The sequence below is a fragment of the Trichocoleus sp. DQ-A2 genome (assembly GCF_039961915.1).
GTDB lineage: Bacteria > Cyanobacteriota > Cyanobacteriia > Cyanobacteriales > FACHB-T130 > FACHB-T130.
In genome coordinates this window covers 158833-180220 of the sequence record NZ_JAMPKD010000008.1, presented here as the reverse complement: position 1 = coordinate 180220, position 21388 = coordinate 158833, and the positions used below count along the sequence as shown (strand labels likewise).

Here is a 21388-nt window from a genome sequence, read left to right as displayed (position 1 = left end):
GAAATTTTTGTCGTTAATTGCACCAATTTATGACTTGATAATCCATCCATTTGAATCGTATTTTCACAAACATTACAGGGATTTCTGATGGCAAGTAGCACTCAACCCTCAATAAAAACTAAACCAGTACTCGAAATGCAAGGAATTACAAAAACCTTTAATGGTTTCACCGCCTTGCATGATGTAAATCTCACTATTTATCCTGGGGAAGTTCATGCCCTTATGGGTGAAAATGGTGCAGGCAAGAGTACGCTGATGAAAATCCTAGCTGGAGCCTATATAGCCGATGCAGGGGAAATCAGAATTGACGGTCAAGCTGTTAAGATGACAGACCCAGGTCAAGCCAGAGATTTGGGTATAGCCATTATTTATCAAGAGCTTAATCTCGCCCCAAATCTGACCGTTGCTGAAAACATTTTTATGGGGAGCGAGCTTAAGAAAGGAGGTACCTTCATTGACCGAGACGGAATGCGGCATCAAGCATCTGAGGTATTGAGAAACCTCGACGCGAGTTTTGATGCGGGCGACCTGGTTTCAACCCTTTCCATTGCAGAACAGCAGCAAGTTGAAATTGCTAGGGCGCTCAAACACAAGAGCCGCATTCTAGTAATGGATGAGCCGACAGCAGCGCTTTCAGACCGAGAGACAGAGAAACTTTTTGAGGTTGTTCGCCGCTTGCGGAATGAAGGGATTGCGATTATTTACATTAGCCATCGGATGGAAGAGATTTATGCGCTTGCTGACCGCGTTAGCGTGATTCGAGATGGCGGGTATATAGGCTCTCTGGAGAGGAGTGAAATTTCCGCCCCTCGCTTAGTAGAAATGATGGTGGGTCGTTCTTTACAGGATTTATACGAACATAAGCGTCAAACCCATCCTGGCTCAGTAGTCCTTGAGGTAAAGAATTTAAGTGATGGGCGCAAGGTAAAATCTGCGAGTTTTAAACTGCATGCTGGGGAAATTGTTGGTTTAGCAGGCTTGGTTGGCGCAGGCAGAACTGAAATTGCTCGTCTTATTTTTGGTGCTGACCGAAAGGCTAGCGGTGAAATAAAGCTGGAAGGTCGTTCTCTCAATATCTCGACACCCGATGATGCAATTAAAGCGGGAATTGCCTATGTCCCAGAAGATCGTAAGGATCTCGGTCTATTTCTGGAGATAAGTTCTGGTGAAAATATCACTATGAATGTTCTTGGACGAGAGGCAACCTCTGGCATCATCAACTCAAAATCCCTTTTTAAAATTGTGGCTGATGCCGTTAGCAACTTAGGGATTCGTCTTGCCAGCCCAAGCATCAGGGCAATGGATTTATCTGGGGGAAATCAGCAGAAGTTATTGCTAGCCCGTTGGTTGGCAATTAATCCCAAGGTACTTTTGCTCGATGAACCTACGCGCGGCGTTGACATCGGCGCGAAAAGCGAAATTTATCGAATTATTAGCGATCTGGCAGCAAAAGGTGTAGCCATTTTGATGATTTCCAGCGAACTGCCGGAAATCGTGGGAATGAGCGATCGCGTCTTGGTGATGCGTGCGGGAAGCCTGGTTGGTGAAGTAGGCGGCTCAACTGGGGAAGCAATTACACAAGAGAACATCATGGGTTATGCCACAGGGGCAAGAGAGGTAGCAAAATCATGAGTCAAACAGAAGTAAGAACCACCAGAAATGGAACGAGCGATCGCTCTAAAGCGAGTAATCGTCAAGCTTGGAAAAATTTCATTCAGGTTGCTGGCATCCTCCCGATTTTGGTTGCAATCTGTATAATTTTTTCAATTGTTACGCCAAGCTTTCTTTCGCCCGGAAATCTGATTAATGTCATTCGGCAAGCATCGATCAACATCGTGCTAGCGACCGGAATGACGTTCGTTATTTTGACCGGAGGAATTGACCTTTCTGTGGGGTCAATTTTGGGCGTAACCGCAGTTGTCGGGGTGCTTGTCTCGTTGATCCCCGGTCTTGGTTTGCTCGCCATACCAGCCGCCCTATTAGCAGGATTAGGTCTAGGCTTACTAAATGGGTCGTTGATTGCCTATTTAGGTTTGCCACCTTTTATCGTCACGCTTGGTTCTTATACGGCTTTGCGGGGTGTTGCTTACTTAGTTGCTAATGGCACGACCGTTCTAAATCGAAATCTAAATTTTGCTTGGATAGGCAACAATTATCTTGGTCCCATTCCCTGGCTAGTTGTGATTGCTTTGCTTGCTGTTGTAGCGAGTTGGTTTGTCTTAAGACGGACAGTATTGGGAAGGCATATTTACGCCGTAGGCGGTAACATACGGGCAGCACGACTAACAGGAATTAAGGTGAGTCGGGTGCTGTTATTTGTTTATGGTGTGAGTGGGTTGCTTTCCGGTTTAGGCGGAGTGATGAGCGCCTCGCGTCTCTACAGTGCGACGGGTATGTTAGGTCAAGGCTACGAACTTGATGCGATCGCTGCCGTCATTTTAGGAGGAACCAGCTTCACGGGTGGCATTGGCACCATCTGGGGGACTTTACTGGGTGCTTTAATTATTGCCCTCCTCAACAATGGGTTAACCCTGATGAACGTGTCATTTTTCTGGCAGTTGGTTGTTAAAGGTCTTGTGATTATTATCGCCGTGACGATTGACAAACTTCGCACCCGCACTAGCGCTGCGTAAGCGTTGAGCTTCCGATGACAGACTGGTAGGAAGCGATCGCGCGTCAGGCAGAATTAGTCTAAAAAACAGGGAGTCGCGATCGCGACTCCCTGTTTGCCGATCCTCACCGAAGATTTAACTAACGACTGCGTTGAAGATAGCTTTCTACATTGCTAATCGCTCGTGTCGCATACGAATCCCCAGGACGTAGATTAAGCGCCCTTCTAAAGTTAATCAAAGCAGTTTGGTAATCTCTTTGTTGGGTTGCAGCGTACCCAAGTCTCATGTACTGAGTATAATTCCCCTGCCGACCACTCCGTTGCGTAGCCCCTGGAGTATTACCTGCGGGATTCTGTTGGGTAGTGCCCGTTCCTATTGGATTTTGTTGCCCAGTCCCAGTTCCGGCTGGATTCTGCTGAGTTGTACCCGTTCCTGCCGGATTTTGTTGTCCAGCCCCAGTTCCGGCTGGATTCTGCTGAGTTGTACCCGCGCCAGATGGACTTTGTTGCCCAGCGCCAGTTCCGGCTGGATTTTGTTGAGTTGTACCCGCGCCTGCTGGAGTTTGTTGCCCAGTACCTGTACCTGTACCTGTACCTGTGGGATTTTGTTGAATTGTACCCGCGCCTGCTGGAGTTTGTTGCCCAGCGCCAGTTCCTGCTGGAGTTTGCTGGGTAGTGCCCGCACCTGCCGGATTCTGTTGCACAACTCCTGGACTAATTACCTCATAATTAGGTTGCCCAGTACGAGTACCGGCGGGAGTTTGTTGGTTCGTCCCCGTACCAGTACCAGCGGGAATTTGTTGGTTAGTACCCGTACCCGTACCAGCGGGAGTTTGTTGGTTAGCACCAGCGCCAGATGGATTTGTTTGTGTCCCACCTGGAGTACTCTGAGCTAATAATTGTTGGCTTCTCGTACTAGAGTTGGAATTGATGAGGGCTAATGCTGGAAAACTGAGGAAAACACTAGCGCCAGCAACGCTCATCAAGCTAACAAGCTTTTTAACCGAATGTTTCTGATTTTGCGTACTCATGGGAATATCCTGAACTTAGGCTAAAAAATACTGACTTTGGCAGCTTTCTTGCCAAAAGCGAACAAATGTTGGTTGTAAAAAAATTGACCTTCAATCAGTTACGTCAGTTAGCAGCCTAAAGACATATTTCTTGAAACTCTTTGTTAAAACCCTACCTCTATTATTTTCTTGGCTCGTCTATCTAAAGAGTTGTACTAATGTTAAATTAATCTGCCTAATTAGGTAGTAATATCCAATCCGTTTGATTACTCGCAATTTCCCAAAATCCAAAGCAAGTCTAAGTCTCTGGCTCTATCTCTCCTCCCTGAAATGTGGGTAGATAGAGGAAGCGGTTTCCTCTTGCGGGAAATCTACCAGATTTGAAATGAGGCAGCTAATAGAAATCCACCGTACCTATACTTTGATATCGCAAGCCTGAATGATTCGTGAAGGCGAGATCCCCGACTTCGAGAAAGAAGTTGGGGATCTGAACTACTAGCATCCACACTCAAATAGGATTGCCATAACAATTGAGTTAAAAAGGTTTAGAAAAAGACAAGCAGCAATTTTGGCTCAGGCGCACTGAGACAGAGTAGCGGATGAATTGTACTGCTGAATCGGAATCGCGATCGCAAACTCTGTTCCTTTCCCCGTTTCGGAAATATAGGTCAATTGACCGCCGTGTTTTTCTACCACGATTTGATAACTAATTGACAACCCTAAGCCAGTTCCTTTGCCGATAGGTTTAGTCGTAAAGAAAGGATCGAATAGTCGTTGCTGTACCTCCGAGGTCATCCCAATGCCGTTGTCTGCAATCCGAATTACAACTTGATTGTTATCTCCGACTTCCGTGCGAATCCGAATTATCGGTGATGGGTAATGGGTATTTCCTTGTCTGTGACTAATTTCCTTTTCTAGTGCCTCAATTGCATTGCAGAAGATATTCATGAATGCTTGGTTGAGTTGCCCAGCATTGCATTCTACAAAAGGAAGGTCGCCATAGTCTTTTTGAACCACAATATCAGGGCGTATACCTCTGCCTTTGAGCCGATTTTGTAGAAACAGGAGCGTGTTGTCGATGCCTTCGTGAATATTGACACACTTCACTTCTGCTTCGTCGAGCCGAGAGAAGTTCCGCAGGGAAAGAACAATCTCAGAGATCCGTTCTGCACCTACCTGCATTGAAGATAGAAGTTTCGGCAAATCTGACCTCAGAAAATCCAGGTCAATGTCTTCCATTTCTGCTTGTATCTCTGGCACTGGCTGAGGATAGTGCTGGATAAACAGGTGCAGCAAGTGCAGCAAGTCGTAGGCATACTCGCTGGCATGGGTGAGATTGCCGTAAATAAAGCTGACAGAGTTATTAATTTCGTGGGCGATACCGGCAACGATTTGTCCCAACCCAGACATTTTTTCGGTCTGAATCAGTTGAGCTTGAGTACGCTGGAGTTCATGCAGGGTTTGCTCTAACTGGGTTGTTTTCTCTTTGGATTGCGCTTCTGATTGCCGCAGTGCTTCTGCTGCCTGTTGATGAATCTGCGATTGAGCAATGAGTAACTGATGTACGTCTAAGAGTCTGCAAATTCCCGATTGCAGTTGCACGACGATCGGTTCGTAAATGAGTTCGGGCGATCGCTTTAAGGACTGCTGTACAGTCTCGACAATGGAACTGTTGCGATCGCATACTAAAATCTCACATCGGGCAATGCTGTAGAGCGCCTTCAAAGAGGGCGGCGAAGATAACTCTAAGCTGTAGAGACGGCGCATAGATTCAAAGAAGCGCCGTCGCGAAATCATCCCGACAAAATTACCTTGTTCGGTAATAATCATGCCAGGAAGCAACGGGTTCGCTTCAAAAATCTGGATTGCTTCCTCTACGGCACGTTCCGAGTCGATGCTAGCGTCGTAGAGCGTTAATTCTTTTAGCGTCGAATTTAAATGTAGGGGTGACGGTTGGGAAGTCGCATCTGTTTGGCTTTGTTCAAAATCCTCAGTCCGGGTTACTGATGCTTGCTCAATCCATGCCCAGGGCATTACTTGCTGTTGATTCCTGCTTAGCATTTCTTGTGAGTAGTCCGTCCAGTGAGAAGTGTCTTCTGGAATTTTGTGCATCAGTCCCATCGCACCTCTGGTAATGCCCTGACTCAGTATGGCTACTATCAAGCTTTTGAAAAAGCTGCGTAGTGCTACCGATCTCTACACGTTTGCGATCGCTTAATCCGGAAACAGCGATCGCGATCGCTTACGTAAATTTACGTGTTGTTCGATACACTATACGGAAACTTTAAACGCAAAGCCTCTACCACGGGTGTGAATTAGCACTCTTCTTTTGTGTAGATGCCATTTTGTAGGCTTTTAGCCACTCTCCTAATCAAGCAATCAGCGAAGGTAGCCAAATTGCTAAACTCAAAAGCGTTATAAACAGCGCTGGCAAAGTCAGGATGAGACTCAAATGACGAGAGTGAGGGTGAGAAAGAAGAAAGCGATCGCTCCTGCTGAAAATCTCGTCAAGGCGATCGCTATTGGTGCAACATAGGCAGTTGCCGCTATGCTCATCTTAGTTACGATGCCATCGTGTACCATCCGGGCTATCAATTAAAGTAATGCCCTTGGCTTGTAGCTCGTTGCGAATGCGATCGCTTTCAGCAAAATTTTTCGCGATCCTGGCTTCCTGGCGCTGCTGAATCATCGCCTCAATGTCTGCATCGCTGAAACCACCAGAAGCGGCAGTGGTTTCAACCTGTAGCTTTGCAATGTCGTCGGCATTCACTTCTAAGCCTAATACACTTGACAAATTAACTAGGTTATGCCAGTAAGCTTCTAATTGTTCGGGTGGGATCTCGGTTTTACCCTGATGAACGAGGATATTCCCCTGCTTGCCTAACTCTTTAGCAAGTTCAAACAATATCGTTAAACCGCCAGGAAAATTCAAGTCATCATCCACTTCTGTCTGAAATCTTTCCACAGCGTTGTCATGTCCCCCCCCGTTAACGGGGGGGTTAGGGGGGGTTCCCATCCAACCCAGTTGGGAACCGTACTTATATCCAAACAACAGACCTTCTTTTAGGGTAGTCCAACCGTTTGTAGCCGCTTTTATTGCTTCATCGGTAAAATCAATCGGCTTGCGATATTGGGCTGTAAGAACAAATAGCCGTACCGCCATTGGATCGACGGGTCGATCGAGTAACTCGCGAATGGTGATAAAGTTGCCCAGAGACTTAGACATCTTCTCCCCATTTACCGTCACCATCCCGTTATGCAGCCAGTAGTTCGCTAACGGCTTGCCAGTTACCGCTTCCGATTGGGCAATTTCGTTCTCGTGGTGGGGGAAAATTAAGTCAGCACCGCCAGCGTGGATGTCGATTGTATCGCCTAAGCGATCGCGCACCATTGCCGAACATTCAATGTGCCACCCCGGACGACCCGCACCCCAAGACGATTCCCAGGCGGGTTCCCCCGGTTTTGCCGCCTTCCACAGCGCAAAATCAAACGGATCTCTTTTCTTGGACGCTTCCAGGTCTTCCACCTCCACCCGGTTACTCGCGCCCGCTTGCATATCTTCTAACTTGCGTCCCGACAGCTTACCGTACTCCGGAAATTGACGCACCGCATAGTAAACATCACCCCCAGCGGGATAGGCAAAATTTTTCTGTTCCAACTCGTGAATCAGCCGCTGAATCCCATTGATCGTGTGTGTAGCACGCGGATATTCATCGGCTTCTTTGATATTCAGCCGCGCCATATCCTCAAAATAAGCTTGGATGTAGCGTTCGGCGACTTCTTCCATTGACGAACCTTCTTGCCGTGCCCGGTTGAGGATTTTGTCATCAATATCGGTAAAATTCTGCACATAGCGCACGTCGTAGCCGACAAATTGCAGATAACGGCGCGTCACATCCCAGACGATGCAAGCTCTTGCATGACCCAAGTGGCAATAGTCATACACCGTCACGCCGCAGTAGTACATCCCGGCTTTACCGGGTTCAACAGGTTCAAAGGCTTCCTTGCGACGAGTGAGGGTGTTGTAGAGTGTTAGGGCCATTCCTAGAACTTAAGAAATAAAGTGCATCTGTATCAGTATTTTAAATTCCCTGGTCAGCAAGCCATCCACTCATCCGAATTAAAATTTTACTTTGTCGCTAATTAAGTCTCAAAAAGTAGGTGCTTAAGAGAGTAACTAGGGAGCAATGCGGCTTCAACACAACATCATGCGCTTCAACATCGACTTAACGCGATAGCGTTAGCGAAGCGAGGCGTTAGCCTAGCGCTGACTTGTCAGTTCGCATCCGTTAACACTAACGCTAACAACATCGCTTTACTGATCGAAATTCGCTTCAAGATGAAAAATGCTTAGGCGATGCGAAAAGGATTGGAGAATGCCTTCTTCGGAGTTAGGTAAGCTGGAGGGAGAGAGCGATCGCTCTGTTAGCGCGTATGCGAAGCTGTTCGCTTGCTATAAAGTAAAAGGTTGGATCTCCATTTCAAGCCATCATCGGGATCTAAACCTACACTCTGCTTAGCGCTTAGCTCCTACAGTAATTTACGTATAGCTCTATCAACGTTTTTTGAGAAAATCTGAAAGTCGCACTATGCAACCAGCCACCACTCCCAGTCAATCTCCAGAGATAGATGCCCCCAAGCACGGCTTACCCGTGACGATCATTACAGGTTTCCTTGGCAGTGGCAAAACCACCCTCCTCAATCACATCTTGAGCAATCAGCAAGGCGTCAAAACCGCTGTTCTGGTTAATGAATTTGGTGAAATCGGCATTGATAATGAGCTGATTGTCACCACCGGCGAGGACATGGTGGAGTTAAGTAACGGTTGTATCTGCTGCACCATTAATAACGATCTCGTCGAAGCAGTCTATAAAGTTCTGGAACGCGAAGAAAAGGTCGATTATCTGGTAGTCGAGACAACCGGACTCGCAGATCCCCTGCCAGTGGCACTTACCTTTTTAGGTACCGAACTGCGAGACATGACTCGTCTAGATTCCATCATTACGGTCGTAGATTCGGAAAACTTCAGTCTCGATTTATTCAACAGCGAAGCCGCCGCCAGCCAGATCGCATACGGTGATATCATCCTGCTCAACAAGGCGGACTTGGTGGATGAAGCCGACTTAGACTCCTTAGAAGTCAGAATTCGGGATATGAAAGGCGGTGCCCGGATTATGCGAACCACCAAAGGACAGGTGCCGCTACCGTTACTCCTCAGCGTCGGTTTATTTGAGACTGACAAATATTTCCAAAACGAAGAGGCAGAAAAGGGTCACGACCATCACCACCACGACCACGGTCATGACCACGATCATCACGACGATCATAGTAGTTGCGATCACGATCATGGCGTTTGCACTCACGACCATCACGACCACGATCATCATTCCCACCACTTGGAAAATGACGGGTTTACCTCAATTTCTTTTGAAAGCGACAAACCTTTTGCGATCAAGAAGTTTCAAAATTTCTTAGATAATCAGTTGCCCTCGACTGTCTTCCGTGCCAAAGGGATTCTTTGGTTTGATGAAAGTCCTCGGCGTCATATCTTCCATCTGTGCGGCAAGCGCTTCTCCATCGATGATGAAGATTGGACAGGAAAACCAAAAAACCAGTTGGTACTGATTGGTCAGGATTTAGATAAAGAAACTCTGCAACAACAAATCAAAAGTTGTGTTTGTCTGCCTTCTACTTCTCGCGGTAAAGGCTTTGGGAAATAGTTTTTAGGAATTAGCTAATTGCTAAATTCCTAATCGCTTTTCTCAGTTAGGTCAAATAGATTGCGGCTCTAATTTTTGGTCGGGGCATGGCATTGTCATGTCCCGACAGATGTATCGAAGCTAATTATGCGCGTTGTCATTCAGCGAGTTAAATCCTCACAAGTTGAAGTTTCAGATCGAGTAGTTGGTAAAATTGGGCGCGGACTTAATTTACTCGTAGGCATTGCCGAAACAGATACCGAAGCCGAACTGGAGTGGATGGCTCGTAAATGTCTGGAATTGCGCTTATTTCCAGATGAGCAGAATGGTAGCGGACGTTGGGAGAAATCAGTCCTAGAAATTGAGGGTGAACTGCTGGTAGTCAGCCAATTCACCCTCTACGGAGATTGTCGCAAAGGACGCCGCCCCTCTTTTGATAAATCTGCTGCGCCTGCGCTCGCTCAAAATCTTTACGAACAGTTTATCGCTAAGTTGCGCCAGAGCGGTTTGCGCGTAGAAACAGGCGAATTTGGGGCGATGATGCAGGTAGCAATTGAAAATGATGGCCCTGTTACTTTGCTGCTAGAACGAGAAGCAACTTAACTTGAAGAAAACTGACTCCAAAGCTGTAAATTCCCCCCTTCCTTTGCAGGAAAGAGGGTTAAAATGTTAGGTCATTATTAAGGCCAGATGTTTTGCCACCAAGGTCTAGAACTGCTTTGTGCAACAGGCATTTTCTTCCGAATATCCTGAATATTCCACCCAGTCAGCTTGGCGAGAGTCTGCGCCTCTTGTTCAAATCGTCTAGTCAAAGACTGTTTATACTGTTGACCCGCTTGACACTTCACATCTCCTGTAAAGGGATGACGAAGGACATAACGACCTTGAAAACTTTGTTCATTTGATGTTTCTTGAAACACCAAATCTTCCGGGAATTTATCGCGGGTGTACCGGACATGGAGACGGGTGATAAAAACATTATTAGAGGGAACAACGGCTCTACGGAAAGGCGCTGACTCGCGGGCATCCGAAGGATAATTATCTAGCCAAAAAACACCAGCTTTCCGCAGTTCTTCTGGATTTAAAGGTTCGGCAGAACAGGGATCGCAGTTTCCCATGTTCCAGGCATATTCCAGAAAGGCAACCTTTTTGTCTTCACGAGTGTAAGAAGTTTGAAACATCGATTTGTAGAAATCGCCAAATTCATTTTTGACGAATACTGGAATTTCAGCATCCGAGGGGATTTTTACAGTTCGGTAATTGGTAACTTCAGCTTGTCCTTTAGGCGATAAAACGTAAACAATCAAATCTTGTTCGCTAGTAGAGTTAATCATCCCTAGACGAATCGGCAACATAAATTTAGGCGATTCGTAAGCCATCTGTAGAGGTCGCAGAAATTGAGAGCCGGAATTTTGAAATTCTTTAAGATTGACCTTTGCAACAAAGAATTTCATGTTTTGCCGAATATAGGGTTGCAGCAGTTGTTTTGCACCCCGTGGAATCTTATATCCGTTGCGATTTAGCCAGGTTTCTAGACCGTTTGATTCTTTTGCACTGAGAATAACAATGTCATACTCTCCCACATTGAAACGAGCTTCTACAGTGACACCCAAGCTATTGTCTTCATCCCTGCTAGCTCTTGCACCGCCTGACGTTGGTGCGGATGCTGGTGCAGGGAGCCTCTCGTACATGACCGAATTACAAGGATCTTCGTCAAAATATTCCACCAGTCGCGGCGCACTAAAAGCATCCAATCGCTCGATAATTTTAGGGTCGCCAACGTGAACCTGTTCTTTCTGAAGCACTGTCGGAACGGGGACAACCAGAGCAAAGTCTTTGACATCGCCTTGATAGTCATTCGCCATCGTTAAAATAGTGCGATCGCGATCGCGAGCAATTACTACTTGCGACGCTTTATTGTAAAGCTTTGTATCCGCTTTCGCCACATAGAAGCCACAAAATCCCCAGGCTGTCGGAGCAAAGCAAATAACAGCCAAAAACGTTATTACTAAAGTTTTCCAGATCCGAAATAATTTCATTGGTACCTCTTGTAGTAATTACTAAAAACTTACACTTGTAAATACGTCTCGGATTCAGTTTCCTCAGATTTATCAATGACTGAATTACTGAATTTCTGTGCGGAAGCCTCCGCCCATGAAAATCGGGGTGCTGACCAGAGAAAATCTAAAAGAACGGTCATCGGTGCGAGGGCGAACAAAGCCCAGAAAACAGCAGTAGATACAAAAAATTGATTTCGCAAGAAAAAAGTTAAGCAGCCGATAGAAACTGCCCATACTAAACGCCCGCTCCTAGCATTAGGTATGGAGCGAGGATCTGTAATCATAAACAGGGCAAATAACAACAAAGAACCGCTCATCAATCGATGTGAAAATACATCCAATGTCCAGCCCAGCCAAATATTGCGAATTGCTTCCAATAAAGCGTAGGAACCTAAAAAAGCAGCGGTTGTATCCCAACGACCAACTCGTTTTAAAATCGTGCCCCCGGTGCCTGCAAATAACAGCGCATACCACCATTCATCTCCCCATTGTCCGGGCGAAACCCAGGCATCTTTTGTCAAGATAAGCGCGGCAATAATACCAAAGTTAGCAGGGTTAAAAAAATGCTTGTTCCGAAAATTAAAAATGAATTTACTTAGAATTGCGAAAGAGCCAGCCAAAATCATTGTGCTGTAACTATCGGCTCTTAGGAGCAAACTCAGACCTAAAGCCGTAATAAAAGCACTCCGTAATGAAAGATTGATAGGAACATTTGTTAAAACAGAATTAATTTCATTGGGACAATTATCTTGTACCGGAAGCAAATTGAATAAGTTTTGTTTAATCGATACTGCTAGCCACTGAGTCCCCAGACAAGTTACCATGACCACTAGAATTAGATCCGGTCTTAGCGTCCAGTCTCTTGTCCAAATACCTAAGAACAGGAACAAGGATAGAAACAGAATTTGATAGTCTCGGACATCTTTTAGCAGCATTGCCGATTAATAGTAAGATTAGCCGTATCTTTCTCCTGAATCTAGACGCAATAAGATGCGAACAGGGGTTCTGTTACAGAAATTGTTACAAAGATGCCGGTTAGTTAAGACGGTTTTTACGAGCGATTCAACTCCCAGACTTCTTGGAGAAGCGAGGGATCTTGCCAATGCTTTTCATGAATTTTAGAAAGCTTTTCAAAAGTAGTCTATATAGAAATCTTATTTGAGTTATGAGCCAGCGATTTAGATCTCCGACTGCTTCATGAATCAGCAACTCTCACTTGTGAAATTGAGAAGCCTCCAAGATTAATGGCTATGCTTTACCTATAAGTCCAAAAACCCTGTAGGGATTTTCGCATTTGAGCGATAACTTGAGGACAAAAACGGGCAACTCGCTATCCAAAGGCTGCGCCCTTTCCCGTAGCGTGACAGGGTTTTCAACAGATGTGGGTAAAGCATAGAGGTTATGGGGGCGTTGTCACGACTTCAATCCCCCTGTGGATACTCCTCCCATAAGGTTGTTGTTTGCCGCAGACTCAGATAGTCACCATTGCCTAAAATCAAATGATCTAGCAGTGGAATACTTAAATATTGCGCTCCCATCAACAACTGACGGGTCAAATCTATATCTTCTTGACTGGGTTCAATGCTCCCTGACGGATGATTGTGTGCAATAATCAGCCGCGTCGCACCCTGGCGAAGGACTTCTCGGAAAATCTCGCGGGGAGGAGCCAACGTTTCAGTTGCAGTGCCAATGGTAATCACTTGAGTACCCACCAAGCGATTCTTTACATCCAACAGCACCACGGCAAATCGTTCTTGCATCTGCCACATCAACTCATGACTGAGCGCAGCAGCAGCGGCAGCAGGACTATCAATCATGGTGCTAACTCCGGGGCGAGATAGAAACGCCCGTTTTCCTAACTCAACCGCTGCTAGAATTGTGGTGGCTTTTGCTGGCCCTACACCGGGAATTTTTGTCAACTCTTGAACGCTGATATCTCGTAACATATCCAGCGGATCGCGTTGGTGTTGACTTAATTCCTGTAATATGTATTGCCCAAGACCGACAGCGGAGAGTTTTCCTGCCCCTTGACCCGTGCCTAGCAAAATCGCAATTAGCTCAGCGGTTGCAAGATTTTTTGCTCCCTGAGCCATTAATCGTTCGCGAGGACGTTCGCTAAGGGGTATATCTGCAATTCTGAGGCAATAGGTCATAAATGCACCGGGAAAGACTATATCTAGTTTTCCCGATAGTGCCGTGAGAGTTGCGATCGCGCCAAGAACAAAACAATTAAGAATCAAAAATTAAAAATAGAATTTCTCAATTTTTAATTTTGCATTTTTAATTTTTTCATTCCCTACTGGTGGATAGTGGCAGCTTTGAGCATATGATAGGCAACCAGTAGCTGAGTTAGTGCCAGCGGGTAACTTTGGAGCGTTTCCCCAGTTGTACCAACGAGAGCGCCCAGATTGGGGGTGCCGTCCAAGCTACAGAAAGGCAGTAAGTCGGGAATGTCGTTACACAACATCCGCTCTAAATCTTTGACTTGTTCGCTGGTTGCTTGACCGTCAATCTCTAGGACATCAACCGGCTTGCCCATATCCCGCTCAAGTTCCAGGCGAATTGCCGGTTTGTAATTAGGACGGCTTGGGTGCAAAATCTCGGTCAAGCTGGGATGTGGAATTGTCGGTCTGAGTACCAATTGCACATTCAGATGCGAACTGCTCTCCTCTGGCGCGTCTGTAGGCGGGTAGAAACTCACCACGATATCTGCCCATTGGCGCTGGGGACGGATAAATTCCTCTGAGTCTGGTTCGCGCTTTCTCAATTGTTCGCGAACCTGTTCTTCGGTATAGCCCCGTTTCATCGTATCTCGCTTGATCTTCCACTCAGCGCGTAGAGCTTCAGGCGGTGCGAGATAAACTTTTACATCGTGATAGTCACGGGTTTTCATGGTTGAATAACCGAGAAGCCCTTCAACAATCACAAACTTGCTCGGCTTGATATACTCAGGCGGATCGAACATCCCGGTGTCGTGGTTGTAAATCGGCTTCAGGATGGGCTGTCCGTTTTGAAGCAGGGACAGGTGTTGCTCCATGATATCCAAGTAGTTGCAGTCGGGATGCAGTGCTGAAATTCCCTTCTCTGCACGTTGAATGCGGTCGTACTTGTGATAATCGTCGGTACAGATAATGGTGACATTGTCTTCACCTAATATCTGAGCAATTCCTCGTGTTATTGTTGTTTTCCCAGCGGCACTGTCACCAACAATGCCTAGAATAATCGGACGATGGCTCATTTTCCCTCTCGCGCAAAAGCAAGTCCTGCTGGACATTCTGAATTGTTCAATTGTAGAAGGAATAGGGATCAACTCGATCGCAAGAATGCCTGCTGTTCGGGCGTTGGTTCTCTGTGCAGGTTGCGCCAAGCGTGTCCTTTTATCGGCACCCGCTGAGTAAATTATTGTAAATTAATCGCGCTGCCAGATTGCGATCGCAATCTTCAGCAGTCTCTAAAATTAGCTCTACTCGCCCTCAACCGATGAATTCTGCCGTTCCCGTGCTGGGTTAAATGCGATCGCACTCATCAGGCAAAATGCGATCGGACCCTTACTTCATGCAAAACGCGATCGCATTGTTTTTGTAAGCTGGTGTTGGGTGGATGCAACTCTCAAGAAGAAATGCACCACGATGGCGATACAACAATCTGCATAATCTACTTAAAGCTATATCTCTCGGCGGAATGCTCTAATCGCTTCTCCAGCGTCAGTTTCTGCCATCAAAATGCAGCGTCTGAGCAATTCAGGATCGAGTTCGCTGAGTCCGGGTAGCTGGCTGCGCTCAATGGATTCATAGCTGCCGTTTTGAAGATGATAAAGCTTCAGCAATCCATCTTCCCAAAACCAAACTTCTGGAACGCCCAAAGCTTTATAACGTTCTAACTTGCTGGTGCCTCCACTGGTAAAGACAACTTCAATCGACAAATCTGGAATCGATTTCACGCTCTCAATGCAGTAAGACTCGTCCGCTTGAGCCGAGACAACGCCTTCTTTTTCCTGAGTCATTGATCGAGTTGGCTGAAAGAAAATGCCCCTTTCTGCCAGAAAGGTTGTCACTAAGTAACCAATGATACTGGCAAAAATTTCATGTTCGCGTCCCGGCATAAGAATCTCGATCGTCTCGTCATAGTAAAACAGCCGCACCCCAGGAGAACCATTAAAGCCTTTCTGGATGAATTTGAACTGTTCCCAGGTTCCCTGATGGATAATGCGTTGGTCGGTTGTTTTGTTCAGTAGTGGGGGCATCAAGTTCACCTCCAGCGATCGGAGATTTTATTGTATCTTCTGGTTGGGGAGGTTATCTTACTCAGGCGCGATCGCACTCATCAGGCAAAATGCGAGCGCACTGCAAGATCGGCGATCGCACTATTTCCTCACAAGCAGGATAGATTAGCGATCATGCTCTCTCATCCTGTTAGAGGCGATCTCATCCAGCAGTTACAGCAGGAGATTGAGACGTTCCTCTCTTTAAAAAGCGTCCAGAACCAACTCACCCCACTTTAGATGACATTGAACAGACTATATAAAACTAGAGTGTTAATCCCTCTAGGAGATGGGTAGCTTCATATTAATATGATTCAATAAAGCATCATCAAATTCTTTTCGTCGAGATAACTTGTTACCATCTATCCCTGACGCAGCTTTTTGGTTTTCAAATAGATTAAATACATCAGTGGCATAATCTAACAAAAGCTTCGTTTCAATACTATCTACTTGTAATTCTGAGGCTATTTTATCCGCACTAGGCTTTCTCATATTCAACTTCATAGCAGCTACAAATGTTGCTATGTGAAATCGAATATTGCTCTTTTCATTCTTAATACTATCAGGTACACTCTTTTGCAAGAAGCTATCAACTTTTTTCATCAAGAGAATGCAATTAAGATAAAACTCAAAACGATACTTCGCGTTAAAAATTCGATTGCGTTTTTCTTCGTCTTGTATAAGATTTGCAGGTCTTCCACGAGAGTTATTTGGTTCTTGCAACAGGATAGCTGCGACTGCTTGAGCTAAATACTGTATGGTGATAATTCTATCTTTAGGCTTCCCGTCATTTTTGTAATAATTCTTCTGTCTCTCGTACCATAAATTTTGATAGCTAAGATACTTCTCAATATCTTTATGTACAGGATCGTCAATAATTTGGAGGAAGTGTTTGACTAATCTAGTTTGATTATTTGTAGCATTTAGGATTTCGCGCTTGACAGGTTCCAAATCTGTCACAATAATCCTAACTAGAATCAATCTATCATCATCAGCATCTGAGGGCTTTTTAGAAAAATGTTTAAATATTTCCTGTGAAGTTTGTAATCCATTAACGACTTTTGGATTTTCAATAACAACAAGGCTTCTTCCTCTAGCAGTAGCCTTACTAGCAACAACAGTTATTCCATTATTCAACCACCAAAAGTTTATACTTCTATCTCCTTTCGCAAGAGTCTTTTCGATAGCCATATTGACTTGGTTTTCGCCTTCATACTCACGAACATTTTCATCGAATATGTGTGTTCTTCTGAAACCTCTATCATCTGTTATAAAACTAAAATAGTCTTTCAGCTTAACAAAACAGGCAACACTATCGCCATCTGGCTCAAATAGGTATTGAGCTGTTTTTATAGTTAATGTTTGAATTGCTTGCTGTTGTGCTATGTCTAACAAATCTCTAGCACCTAAGAATTCAAAGGAAACCTGTGCATCCGAAAAAAATTGTTTGATTGTTTCTTCGAGTACATTAGTCAAGCGCTTAACGTTTGGATGGACTTGTTGACGATCGCCTTTTGTCGCATAGAGAAAAGGGAATTTCAGTACTGGAAATTTGATAGCTACTTCATGAACAATATTTCGGTATGTTTCGATAAATCCCAATAAATCGTTATTATAGACTGTGCGTAAATCCTTTACGTGCTTGTCTATGTCCAATAAGTCGCGCATGGATGCAGTGAATTTATTGATTGCATCTTCTGAAAAACCTGATTTTGTTTTTGCTTGGATTGCAACCAATTCAATAATTGCATTGTTTTTAGCCTTTTTAGCATCAAAATCTGGACCTACTAATTCATCGTCAACAAACAGATATATTCCATCTATACCGCCATCACTGCCACCACCTATTATTCCTTCCTCAATCTCTTCATATGACAAGTTATAGTTTTTGAGAACTTCGTTTGCAACGAAGTTCTCAAAAAAGTCGCTATCAGAGAGATTTTTTGCAATCTGGATTCGCTGCGACTCCAAAACTTTGTCTAAAAGAAATTTATCTCCTTGAGCCATACTTACCTCTTAAAATCCAAACTATATCTAGGTTTCAGAACCGATTTTCGTGAACCTCTCCGAATAGGCTCTCAGGTGTCTGATAAATCCTCATCCAAACTCCTCTTTTGCCCAAAGCTTGTCAAATTCTGTTGTAGATGCTTGTAAATGCGATCACTACAAGACAGCACAACAGGCGACCCCAATCGCTCGATTCCATAATGTGTTATTGTGGTTCCGAGATTCTCGCATCCCTGCGCTTCTCCAAACGAATCTGGATGATGCTCAATTTGGCTCAACGACATTAATCTGTCACCAACGACAGATAATTAGTCACTATACAATTTTTAATGGGCAGTACTGGACTCGAACCAGTGACATCCTGCTTGTAAGGCAGGCGCTCTACCAACTGAGCTAACCGCCCAAATTCAGACACTTTTTAGATAATAGCAGATTACGCTGCTGCTGCTACTATTCAAACAGAATAAATTTTAAAAAATCTCAAATTTAACGGATGCCCTCTGGTCGGACGCACGATCGTATAACTTTATGGTGCCTGCCTTGGGTGGCTGGCATGACGTTCGGGCTGACTCGCAGCGGCGAGCTGACGTTAATTGTTTCCGGAGGATTTTTATTCAGCGGGCTGATGTTTAGCCCTGACTTGGATCTAAACTCGCGTCCTTATCAGCGTTGGGGCTGGTTGCGGTGGATTTGGATACCCTACCAGAAGAGTTTACGTCACCGATCGATTTTCTCCCACGGGTTGGCAATTGGGACAATCGTGCGATCGCTTTATCTCTCCTGCTGGCTCTTTCTCGTGGGATTGTTGATATTGGGGATGCTACAGCTAGTCTGGGGTGTCGGGTGGACTTGGCAGGTGGTAGCGAATCAGGCGCAGCGATCGCTGACTCAATACCCGGCTGAATGGATGGCGCTGTTTGTGGGTTTGGAATTGGGTGCAATGAGTCACTCGTTCAGTGACTGGGGGGGTTCTGCCTACAAGCGGTTTAAAAAAAGTGGATTGAAGGCGGTGATGCCTAAGCGAGTGAAGACTCGGAAGCGAACCGGCAAAGTGAGTCAGCGTAGAGTCAAGAAACCAACCGCCAAGACGCAGAGGACGCAAAGGTAAGATCGAAAGGCAAACTGAATTTTCGTTTATGTCAAATTCCCCAGAATCTGCTCATCCCATGCCTCAAACTGCACTAGAAGCGCTGCAACAGTTGATTGAGATTGTTGCCCAGTTGCGATCGCCGAATGGGGGTTGTCCTTGGGATTTAGCGCAGACTCCCCAAACTCTGACCCCGTACGTCATCGAAGAAGCTTATGAAGTCGTAGATGCGATTCGCACTGGGGATAAAGATGCGATCGCTGAAGAACTGGGGGACTTATTGCTACAAGTGGTGCTGCAAGCGCAGATTGCCAGCGAATCCGGGCAATTTAGCTTAACCGATGTCGTTCAGGGGCTTACTCAAAAGCTGATCCGCCGTCATCCTCACGTCTTTGGAGAGGTTGAAGTCGAAACTGCGGAGGAAGTCCACGAAAATTGGCAGAAAATCAAAGCCGCAGAAAAAGGAGAAACGACTCAAGACGCGCAACAGCTAAGTCGCAAACTGACTCGTTATTCCCGCACATTGCCGCCACTGATGGCAGGGATGAAAATTTCTCAAAAGGCAGCTGCGGCTGGGTTTGAGTGGGAAAATATTGAGGGCGTGTGGGCGAAGTTTCACGAAGAGTTAGCAGAATTTGAAGAGGCACTGCAACAGGAAGACGAAGCCCATCAGCAAGCGGAACTGGGAGATTTATTATTTACGGTGATTAATCTTGCCCGTTGGTACGATCTCGATCCTTCAGAAGCTTTGCAGGGAACGAATCAGCGATTTATTCAGCGTCTGAAAAAAATGGAGGCTTTTGCCGACCGTCCCCTCTCTGATTACACATTAGATGAGTTGGAAACGCTTTGGCAACAAGCGAAAGCTCAGTTAGCAGCTTCGGGCGAATTAAACAAGGAACGCTAAATTTTTAAGCTGCGATTTGGGAATCCTGAATCAGGATGCGATACAGTTCTTCTTCCAGCCAGCACTCATCTTCTTCTGCTAGCACCAACCGTGCCTGCCGCCATATCCCAGCCATCTCTGAATCTGTGTACTTTGAAGTCAGTTTCTCCGATAGCTGTTCCAATGCTCTTGAATTCCGAGCGATCGCGATTGATGCCATTCTCCAGGAATCCCACCCATTTTTTGAAACTGCACTCATTTTCTGAAGCCCACTTCCTGACTGTTCTTTACTTAACTTAGAGGTCATTGGATTCGATTATCTTCCGTCAAAATACTGAATCTATGTAACTTCATATACTCTTCATAGGAAAACAATACTTATATAAATTTGCGATGAAATTTTCTAGCACCTGGTTTGCCGGTTTGAGTTCCTCAGCACCAAGAACAAGGCGAACCGTGCGCTTGCAGTGTTCGCCCTTTTTGAAACTACAGGTTGGATGAAGAAAATTTCCGAAATTTAGAACAGGGATGGGAAGACAAAACCAAGCGCGATCGCTTTTTGGGTCTCTCCGCTACCTTGATAGGCTTTCGCTAGCCCCATCAAACCTCTCAGGTAGTCTTTAGCGCGAGCATCGGAACAATGGCAGTATTGCCTGAGCAACGGAACTGCCTCTTGATATCGTCCTTGTTTGAGCGCGTCAAATCCGGCTTCGAGTGACATAATGCATCTCCCTGAAGAAGGAGCAGCGGTATTTGTTGACCAAATACTCGCTAGATACACGGTTTGTCACAGTAGTTTCGGAAAATTTCAGAAATTCATCTACCAAAAGATAGAACCATTGAAATGAAAAACCTGCTTTCTCGAAGAAACCGGGTTTATGGGGATGAAACTAAATAAAAAATTTCATCGCCGCCAGCGATACTCAAAGAGTATCGCTGGCGGTAGATTCATCATCTTCTGAGTAATCTCCGCTTAAATATTGAGCAAGAAATTTGTCAATAACTTTTACAATTTCTCCGCACTCAGGGCTATCGGAAGACTCTTGGAGGATATCTCTATCTAAGACATCTAGCTGCTGATTTTCTATCAACAGCTCTTCTTTGAGCAGAGATTTACCTAAATCAAGTGGAAATTGCTGAAGGGAGTCCTCAAGCGATCGCAAACTTTCTACTAACTCTAACTGCAATCGATCTACCATTTGGAGACGAGTCTCTACGTCAGACTGCGATTGCACAAGCGCGTCGAAATACTCTAATGAATCTAAGGGCAAGTCTATCGCGGGGAGGCGTTCATCTAAATCAATGTCTAAATCAATGTCTAACAGCTCGACCGGAACACTTCTAGTTGAACTAGCCCGTAACTGCTGCGACTTTTGGCACTCTTCAGCACTATTAGCCAACAATTGCTGTAATTTTTGACAGGTTTTAGGCAAATTAGCTAGCAACTGCTGGGATTTTTGGCGCTTTTTAACGCCATCAGCTCGTAACTGCTGGGATTTTTGGCACTCTTGAGCCAAATCAATCCGTAACTGTTGTCTAGATTGCAACTGTTTATCTGCGGGTGGGCTAGCAGAAACTAACAGTTTTTTTTGATGTATACTCATTTAAGTTATATTTTGTAATTTTTCTGAAAATTTTATTTTAATACTACTTATATATTTTACAAACAACAATTAAGAATTTATTAAAATGAGCTAAAATCGAGCTAATAAATTTAATTTATAAATCAATTAAAAAGTAGTAAACCTATCTCTAGCCTTAGGTTCA

At 45.1% G+C, this 21388-nt stretch carries 19 protein-coding genes and 1 tRNA gene; 7 read left to right on the top strand and 13 right to left on the bottom strand.

The features are described 5' to 3' along the window. Window positions 1-87 precede the first annotated feature (87 nt). Window positions 88-1632 (top strand): sugar ABC transporter ATP-binding protein, encoded by a 1545-nt coding sequence (locus NC997_RS10125; RefSeq protein ID WP_190527183.1) that lies wholly within the window; start codon window positions 88-90, stop codon window positions 1630-1632. Beyond that, window positions 1629-2633 carry a ribose ABC transporter permease gene (locus NC997_RS10120; RefSeq protein ID WP_190440522.1) on the top strand — a complete coding sequence of 335 codons (1005 nt, stop codon included), beginning with the start codon at window positions 1629-1631 and terminating at the stop codon, window positions 2631-2633. Before NC997_RS10125 ends, NC997_RS10120 begins: the two co-directional genes overlap by 4 nt. Window positions 2634-2751: 118 nt before the next feature. Here the strand turns inward: NC997_RS10120 and NC997_RS10115 are convergent, their stop codons facing one another. The 3 genes from NC997_RS10115 to cysS all read right to left on the bottom strand — a co-directional run bounded on the left by NC997_RS10115 (window position 2752) and on the right by cysS (window position 7663). Beyond that, a complete protein-coding gene (locus tag NC997_RS10115; RefSeq protein ID WP_190527181.1) occupies window positions 2752-3642 on the bottom strand; it encodes a tetratricopeptide repeat protein in 891 nt (296 codons plus the stop codon). Window positions 3643-4194: 552 nt separating this feature from the next. Then, window positions 4195-5784 (bottom strand): ATP-binding protein, encoded by a 1590-nt coding sequence (locus NC997_RS10110; protein ID WP_242031356.1) that lies wholly within the window; start codon window positions 5782-5784, stop codon window positions 4195-4197. Between the two features lie 394 nt (window positions 5785-6178). Further along, window positions 6179-7663, bottom strand: a complete 1485-nt coding sequence (gene cysS / locus NC997_RS10105; protein WP_190527179.1) for a cysteine--tRNA ligase — start codon at window positions 7661-7663, stop codon at window positions 6179-6181. 547 nt (window positions 7664-8210) lie between these two features. Between cysS and NC997_RS10100 the strand changes: the two genes are divergently transcribed. Both NC997_RS10100 and dtd read left to right on the top strand, forming a co-directional pair. After that, complete coding sequence (locus tag NC997_RS10100; protein ID WP_190527177.1) at window positions 8211-9341, top strand: GTP-binding protein; 1131 nt, start codon at window positions 8211-8213, stop codon at window positions 9339-9341. Between the two features lie 126 nt (window positions 9342-9467). Then, window positions 9468-9923: a D-aminoacyl-tRNA deacylase gene (gene dtd, locus NC997_RS10095; protein ID WP_190527175.1), complete on the top strand. Its 456-nt coding sequence runs from the start codon at window positions 9468-9470 to the stop codon at window positions 9921-9923. Window positions 9924-10000: 77 nt separating this feature from the next. Here the strand turns inward: dtd and NC997_RS10090 are convergent, their stop codons facing one another. The 5 genes from NC997_RS10090 to NC997_RS10070 form a co-directional block, all read right to left on the bottom strand. Next, complete coding sequence (locus NC997_RS10090) at window positions 10001-11359, bottom strand: DUF2330 domain-containing protein (protein ID WP_190527172.1); 1359 nt, start codon at window positions 11357-11359, stop codon at window positions 10001-10003. Between the two features lie 29 nt (window positions 11360-11388). Next, complete coding sequence (locus tag NC997_RS10085) at window positions 11389-12315, bottom strand: RnfABCDGE type electron transport complex subunit D (RefSeq protein WP_190527170.1); 927 nt, start codon at window positions 12313-12315, stop codon at window positions 11389-11391. 486 nt (window positions 12316-12801) lie between these two features. Then, complete coding sequence (gene radC, locus NC997_RS10080; protein ID WP_190430057.1) at window positions 12802-13533, bottom strand: DNA repair protein RadC; 732 nt, start codon at window positions 13531-13533, stop codon at window positions 12802-12804. A gap of 143 nt (window positions 13534-13676) precedes the next feature. After that, the gene (locus tag NC997_RS10075) at window positions 13677-14618 is read right to left on the bottom strand and encodes a phosphoribulokinase (RefSeq protein ID WP_190527168.1); all 942 of its coding nucleotides are present in this window, start codon (window positions 14616-14618) and stop codon (window positions 13677-13679) included. A gap of 426 nt (window positions 14619-15044) precedes the next feature. After that, a complete protein-coding gene (locus tag NC997_RS10070) occupies window positions 15045-15623 on the bottom strand; it encodes a Uma2 family endonuclease (RefSeq protein WP_190527167.1) in 579 nt (192 codons plus the stop codon). 30 nt (window positions 15624-15653) lie between these two features. Between NC997_RS10070 and NC997_RS10065 the strand changes: the two genes are divergently transcribed. Next, window positions 15654-15881 carry a hypothetical protein gene (locus NC997_RS10065; RefSeq protein ID WP_190527165.1) on the top strand — a complete coding sequence of 76 codons (228 nt, stop codon included), beginning with the start codon at window positions 15654-15656 and terminating at the stop codon, window positions 15879-15881. A gap of 42 nt (window positions 15882-15923) precedes the next feature. Here the strand turns inward: NC997_RS10065 and NC997_RS10060 are convergent, their stop codons facing one another. Further along, on the bottom strand, window positions 15924-17648 hold the full coding sequence (locus NC997_RS10060; RefSeq protein WP_190527163.1) for an AIPR family protein: 1725 nt from the start codon (window positions 17646-17648) through the stop codon (window positions 15924-15926). Window positions 17649-17978: 330 nt separating this feature from the next. Next, window positions 17979-18051, bottom strand: a tRNA-Val gene (locus NC997_RS10055). A 90-nt stretch (window positions 18052-18141) separates the two neighbouring features. Here NC997_RS10055 and NC997_RS10050 point away from each other — a divergent pair. Continuing rightward, window positions 18142-18756 carry a metal-binding protein gene (locus NC997_RS10050; protein WP_190527161.1) on the top strand — a complete coding sequence of 205 codons (615 nt, stop codon included), beginning with the start codon at window positions 18142-18144 and terminating at the stop codon, window positions 18754-18756. 28 nt (window positions 18757-18784) lie between these two features. Further along, window positions 18785-19642, top strand: a complete 858-nt coding sequence (mazG, locus tag NC997_RS10045) for a nucleoside triphosphate pyrophosphohydrolase (RefSeq protein WP_190527159.1) — start codon at window positions 18785-18787, stop codon at window positions 19640-19642. A gap of 4 nt (window positions 19643-19646) precedes the next feature. Here the strand turns inward: mazG and NC997_RS10040 are convergent, their stop codons facing one another. The 3 genes from NC997_RS10040 to NC997_RS10030 all read right to left on the bottom strand — a co-directional run bounded on the left by NC997_RS10040 (window position 19647) and on the right by NC997_RS10030 (window position 21225). Beyond that, window positions 19647-19880, bottom strand: coding sequence for a hypothetical protein (locus NC997_RS10040; RefSeq protein WP_190410030.1), 234 nt, complete (start codon window positions 19878-19880; stop codon window positions 19647-19649). 258 nt (window positions 19881-20138) lie between these two features. After that, a complete protein-coding gene (locus NC997_RS10035; RefSeq protein ID WP_190527157.1) occupies window positions 20139-20342 on the bottom strand; it encodes a tetratricopeptide repeat protein in 204 nt (67 codons plus the stop codon). A gap of 202 nt (window positions 20343-20544) precedes the next feature. Then, complete coding sequence (locus tag NC997_RS10030) at window positions 20545-21225, bottom strand: hypothetical protein (protein ID WP_190527155.1); 681 nt, start codon at window positions 21223-21225, stop codon at window positions 20545-20547. Window positions 21226-21388 lie beyond the last annotated feature (163 nt).

Coding starts and splice junctions, on each gene's coding strand:
- NC997_RS10030 (WP_190527155.1), bottom strand. CDS start 21,225: ATGAGTATACATCAAAAAAAACTGTTAGTTTCTGCTAGCCCACCCGCA.
- radC (WP_190430057.1), bottom strand. CDS start 13,533: ATGACCTATTGCCTCAGAATTGCAGATATACCCCTTAGCGAACGTCCT.
- mazG (WP_190527159.1), top strand. CDS start 18,785: ATGTCAAATTCCCCAGAATCTGCTCATCCCATGCCTCAAACTGCACTA.
- NC997_RS10070 (WP_190527167.1), bottom strand. CDS start 15,623: ATGCCCCCACTACTGAACAAAACAACCGACCAACGCATTATCCATCAG.
- NC997_RS10050 (WP_190527161.1), top strand. CDS start 18,142: ATGCCCTCTGGTCGGACGCACGATCGTATAACTTTATGGTGCCTGCCT.
- dtd (WP_190527175.1), top strand. CDS start 9,468: ATGCGCGTTGTCATTCAGCGAGTTAAATCCTCACAAGTTGAAGTTTCA.
- NC997_RS10115 (WP_190527181.1), bottom strand. CDS start 3,642: ATGAGTACGCAAAATCAGAAACATTCGGTTAAAAAGCTTGTTAGCTTG.
- NC997_RS10060 (WP_190527163.1), bottom strand. CDS start 17,648: ATGGCTCAAGGAGATAAATTTCTTTTAGACAAAGTTTTGGAGTCGCAG.
- cysS (WP_190527179.1), bottom strand. CDS start 7,663: ATGGCCCTAACACTCTACAACACCCTCACTCGTCGCAAGGAAGCCTTT.
- NC997_RS10100 (WP_190527177.1), top strand. CDS start 8,211: ATGCAACCAGCCACCACTCCCAGTCAATCTCCAGAGATAGATGCCCCC.
- NC997_RS10125 (WP_190527183.1), top strand. CDS start 88: ATGGCAAGTAGCACTCAACCCTCAATAAAAACTAAACCAGTACTCGAA.
- NC997_RS10085 (WP_190527170.1), bottom strand. CDS start 12,315: ATGCTGCTAAAAGATGTCCGAGACTATCAAATTCTGTTTCTATCCTTG.
- NC997_RS10035 (WP_190527157.1), bottom strand. CDS start 20,342: ATGTCACTCGAAGCCGGATTTGACGCGCTCAAACAAGGACGATATCAA.
- NC997_RS10120 (WP_190440522.1), top strand. CDS start 1,629: ATGAGTCAAACAGAAGTAAGAACCACCAGAAATGGAACGAGCGATCGC.
- NC997_RS10090 (WP_190527172.1), bottom strand. CDS start 11,359: ATGAAATTATTTCGGATCTGGAAAACTTTAGTAATAACGTTTTTGGCT.
- NC997_RS10075 (WP_190527168.1), bottom strand. CDS start 14,618: ATGAGCCATCGTCCGATTATTCTAGGCATTGTTGGTGACAGTGCCGCT.
- NC997_RS10040 (WP_190410030.1), bottom strand. CDS start 19,880: ATGAGTGCAGTTTCAAAAAATGGGTGGGATTCCTGGAGAATGGCATCA.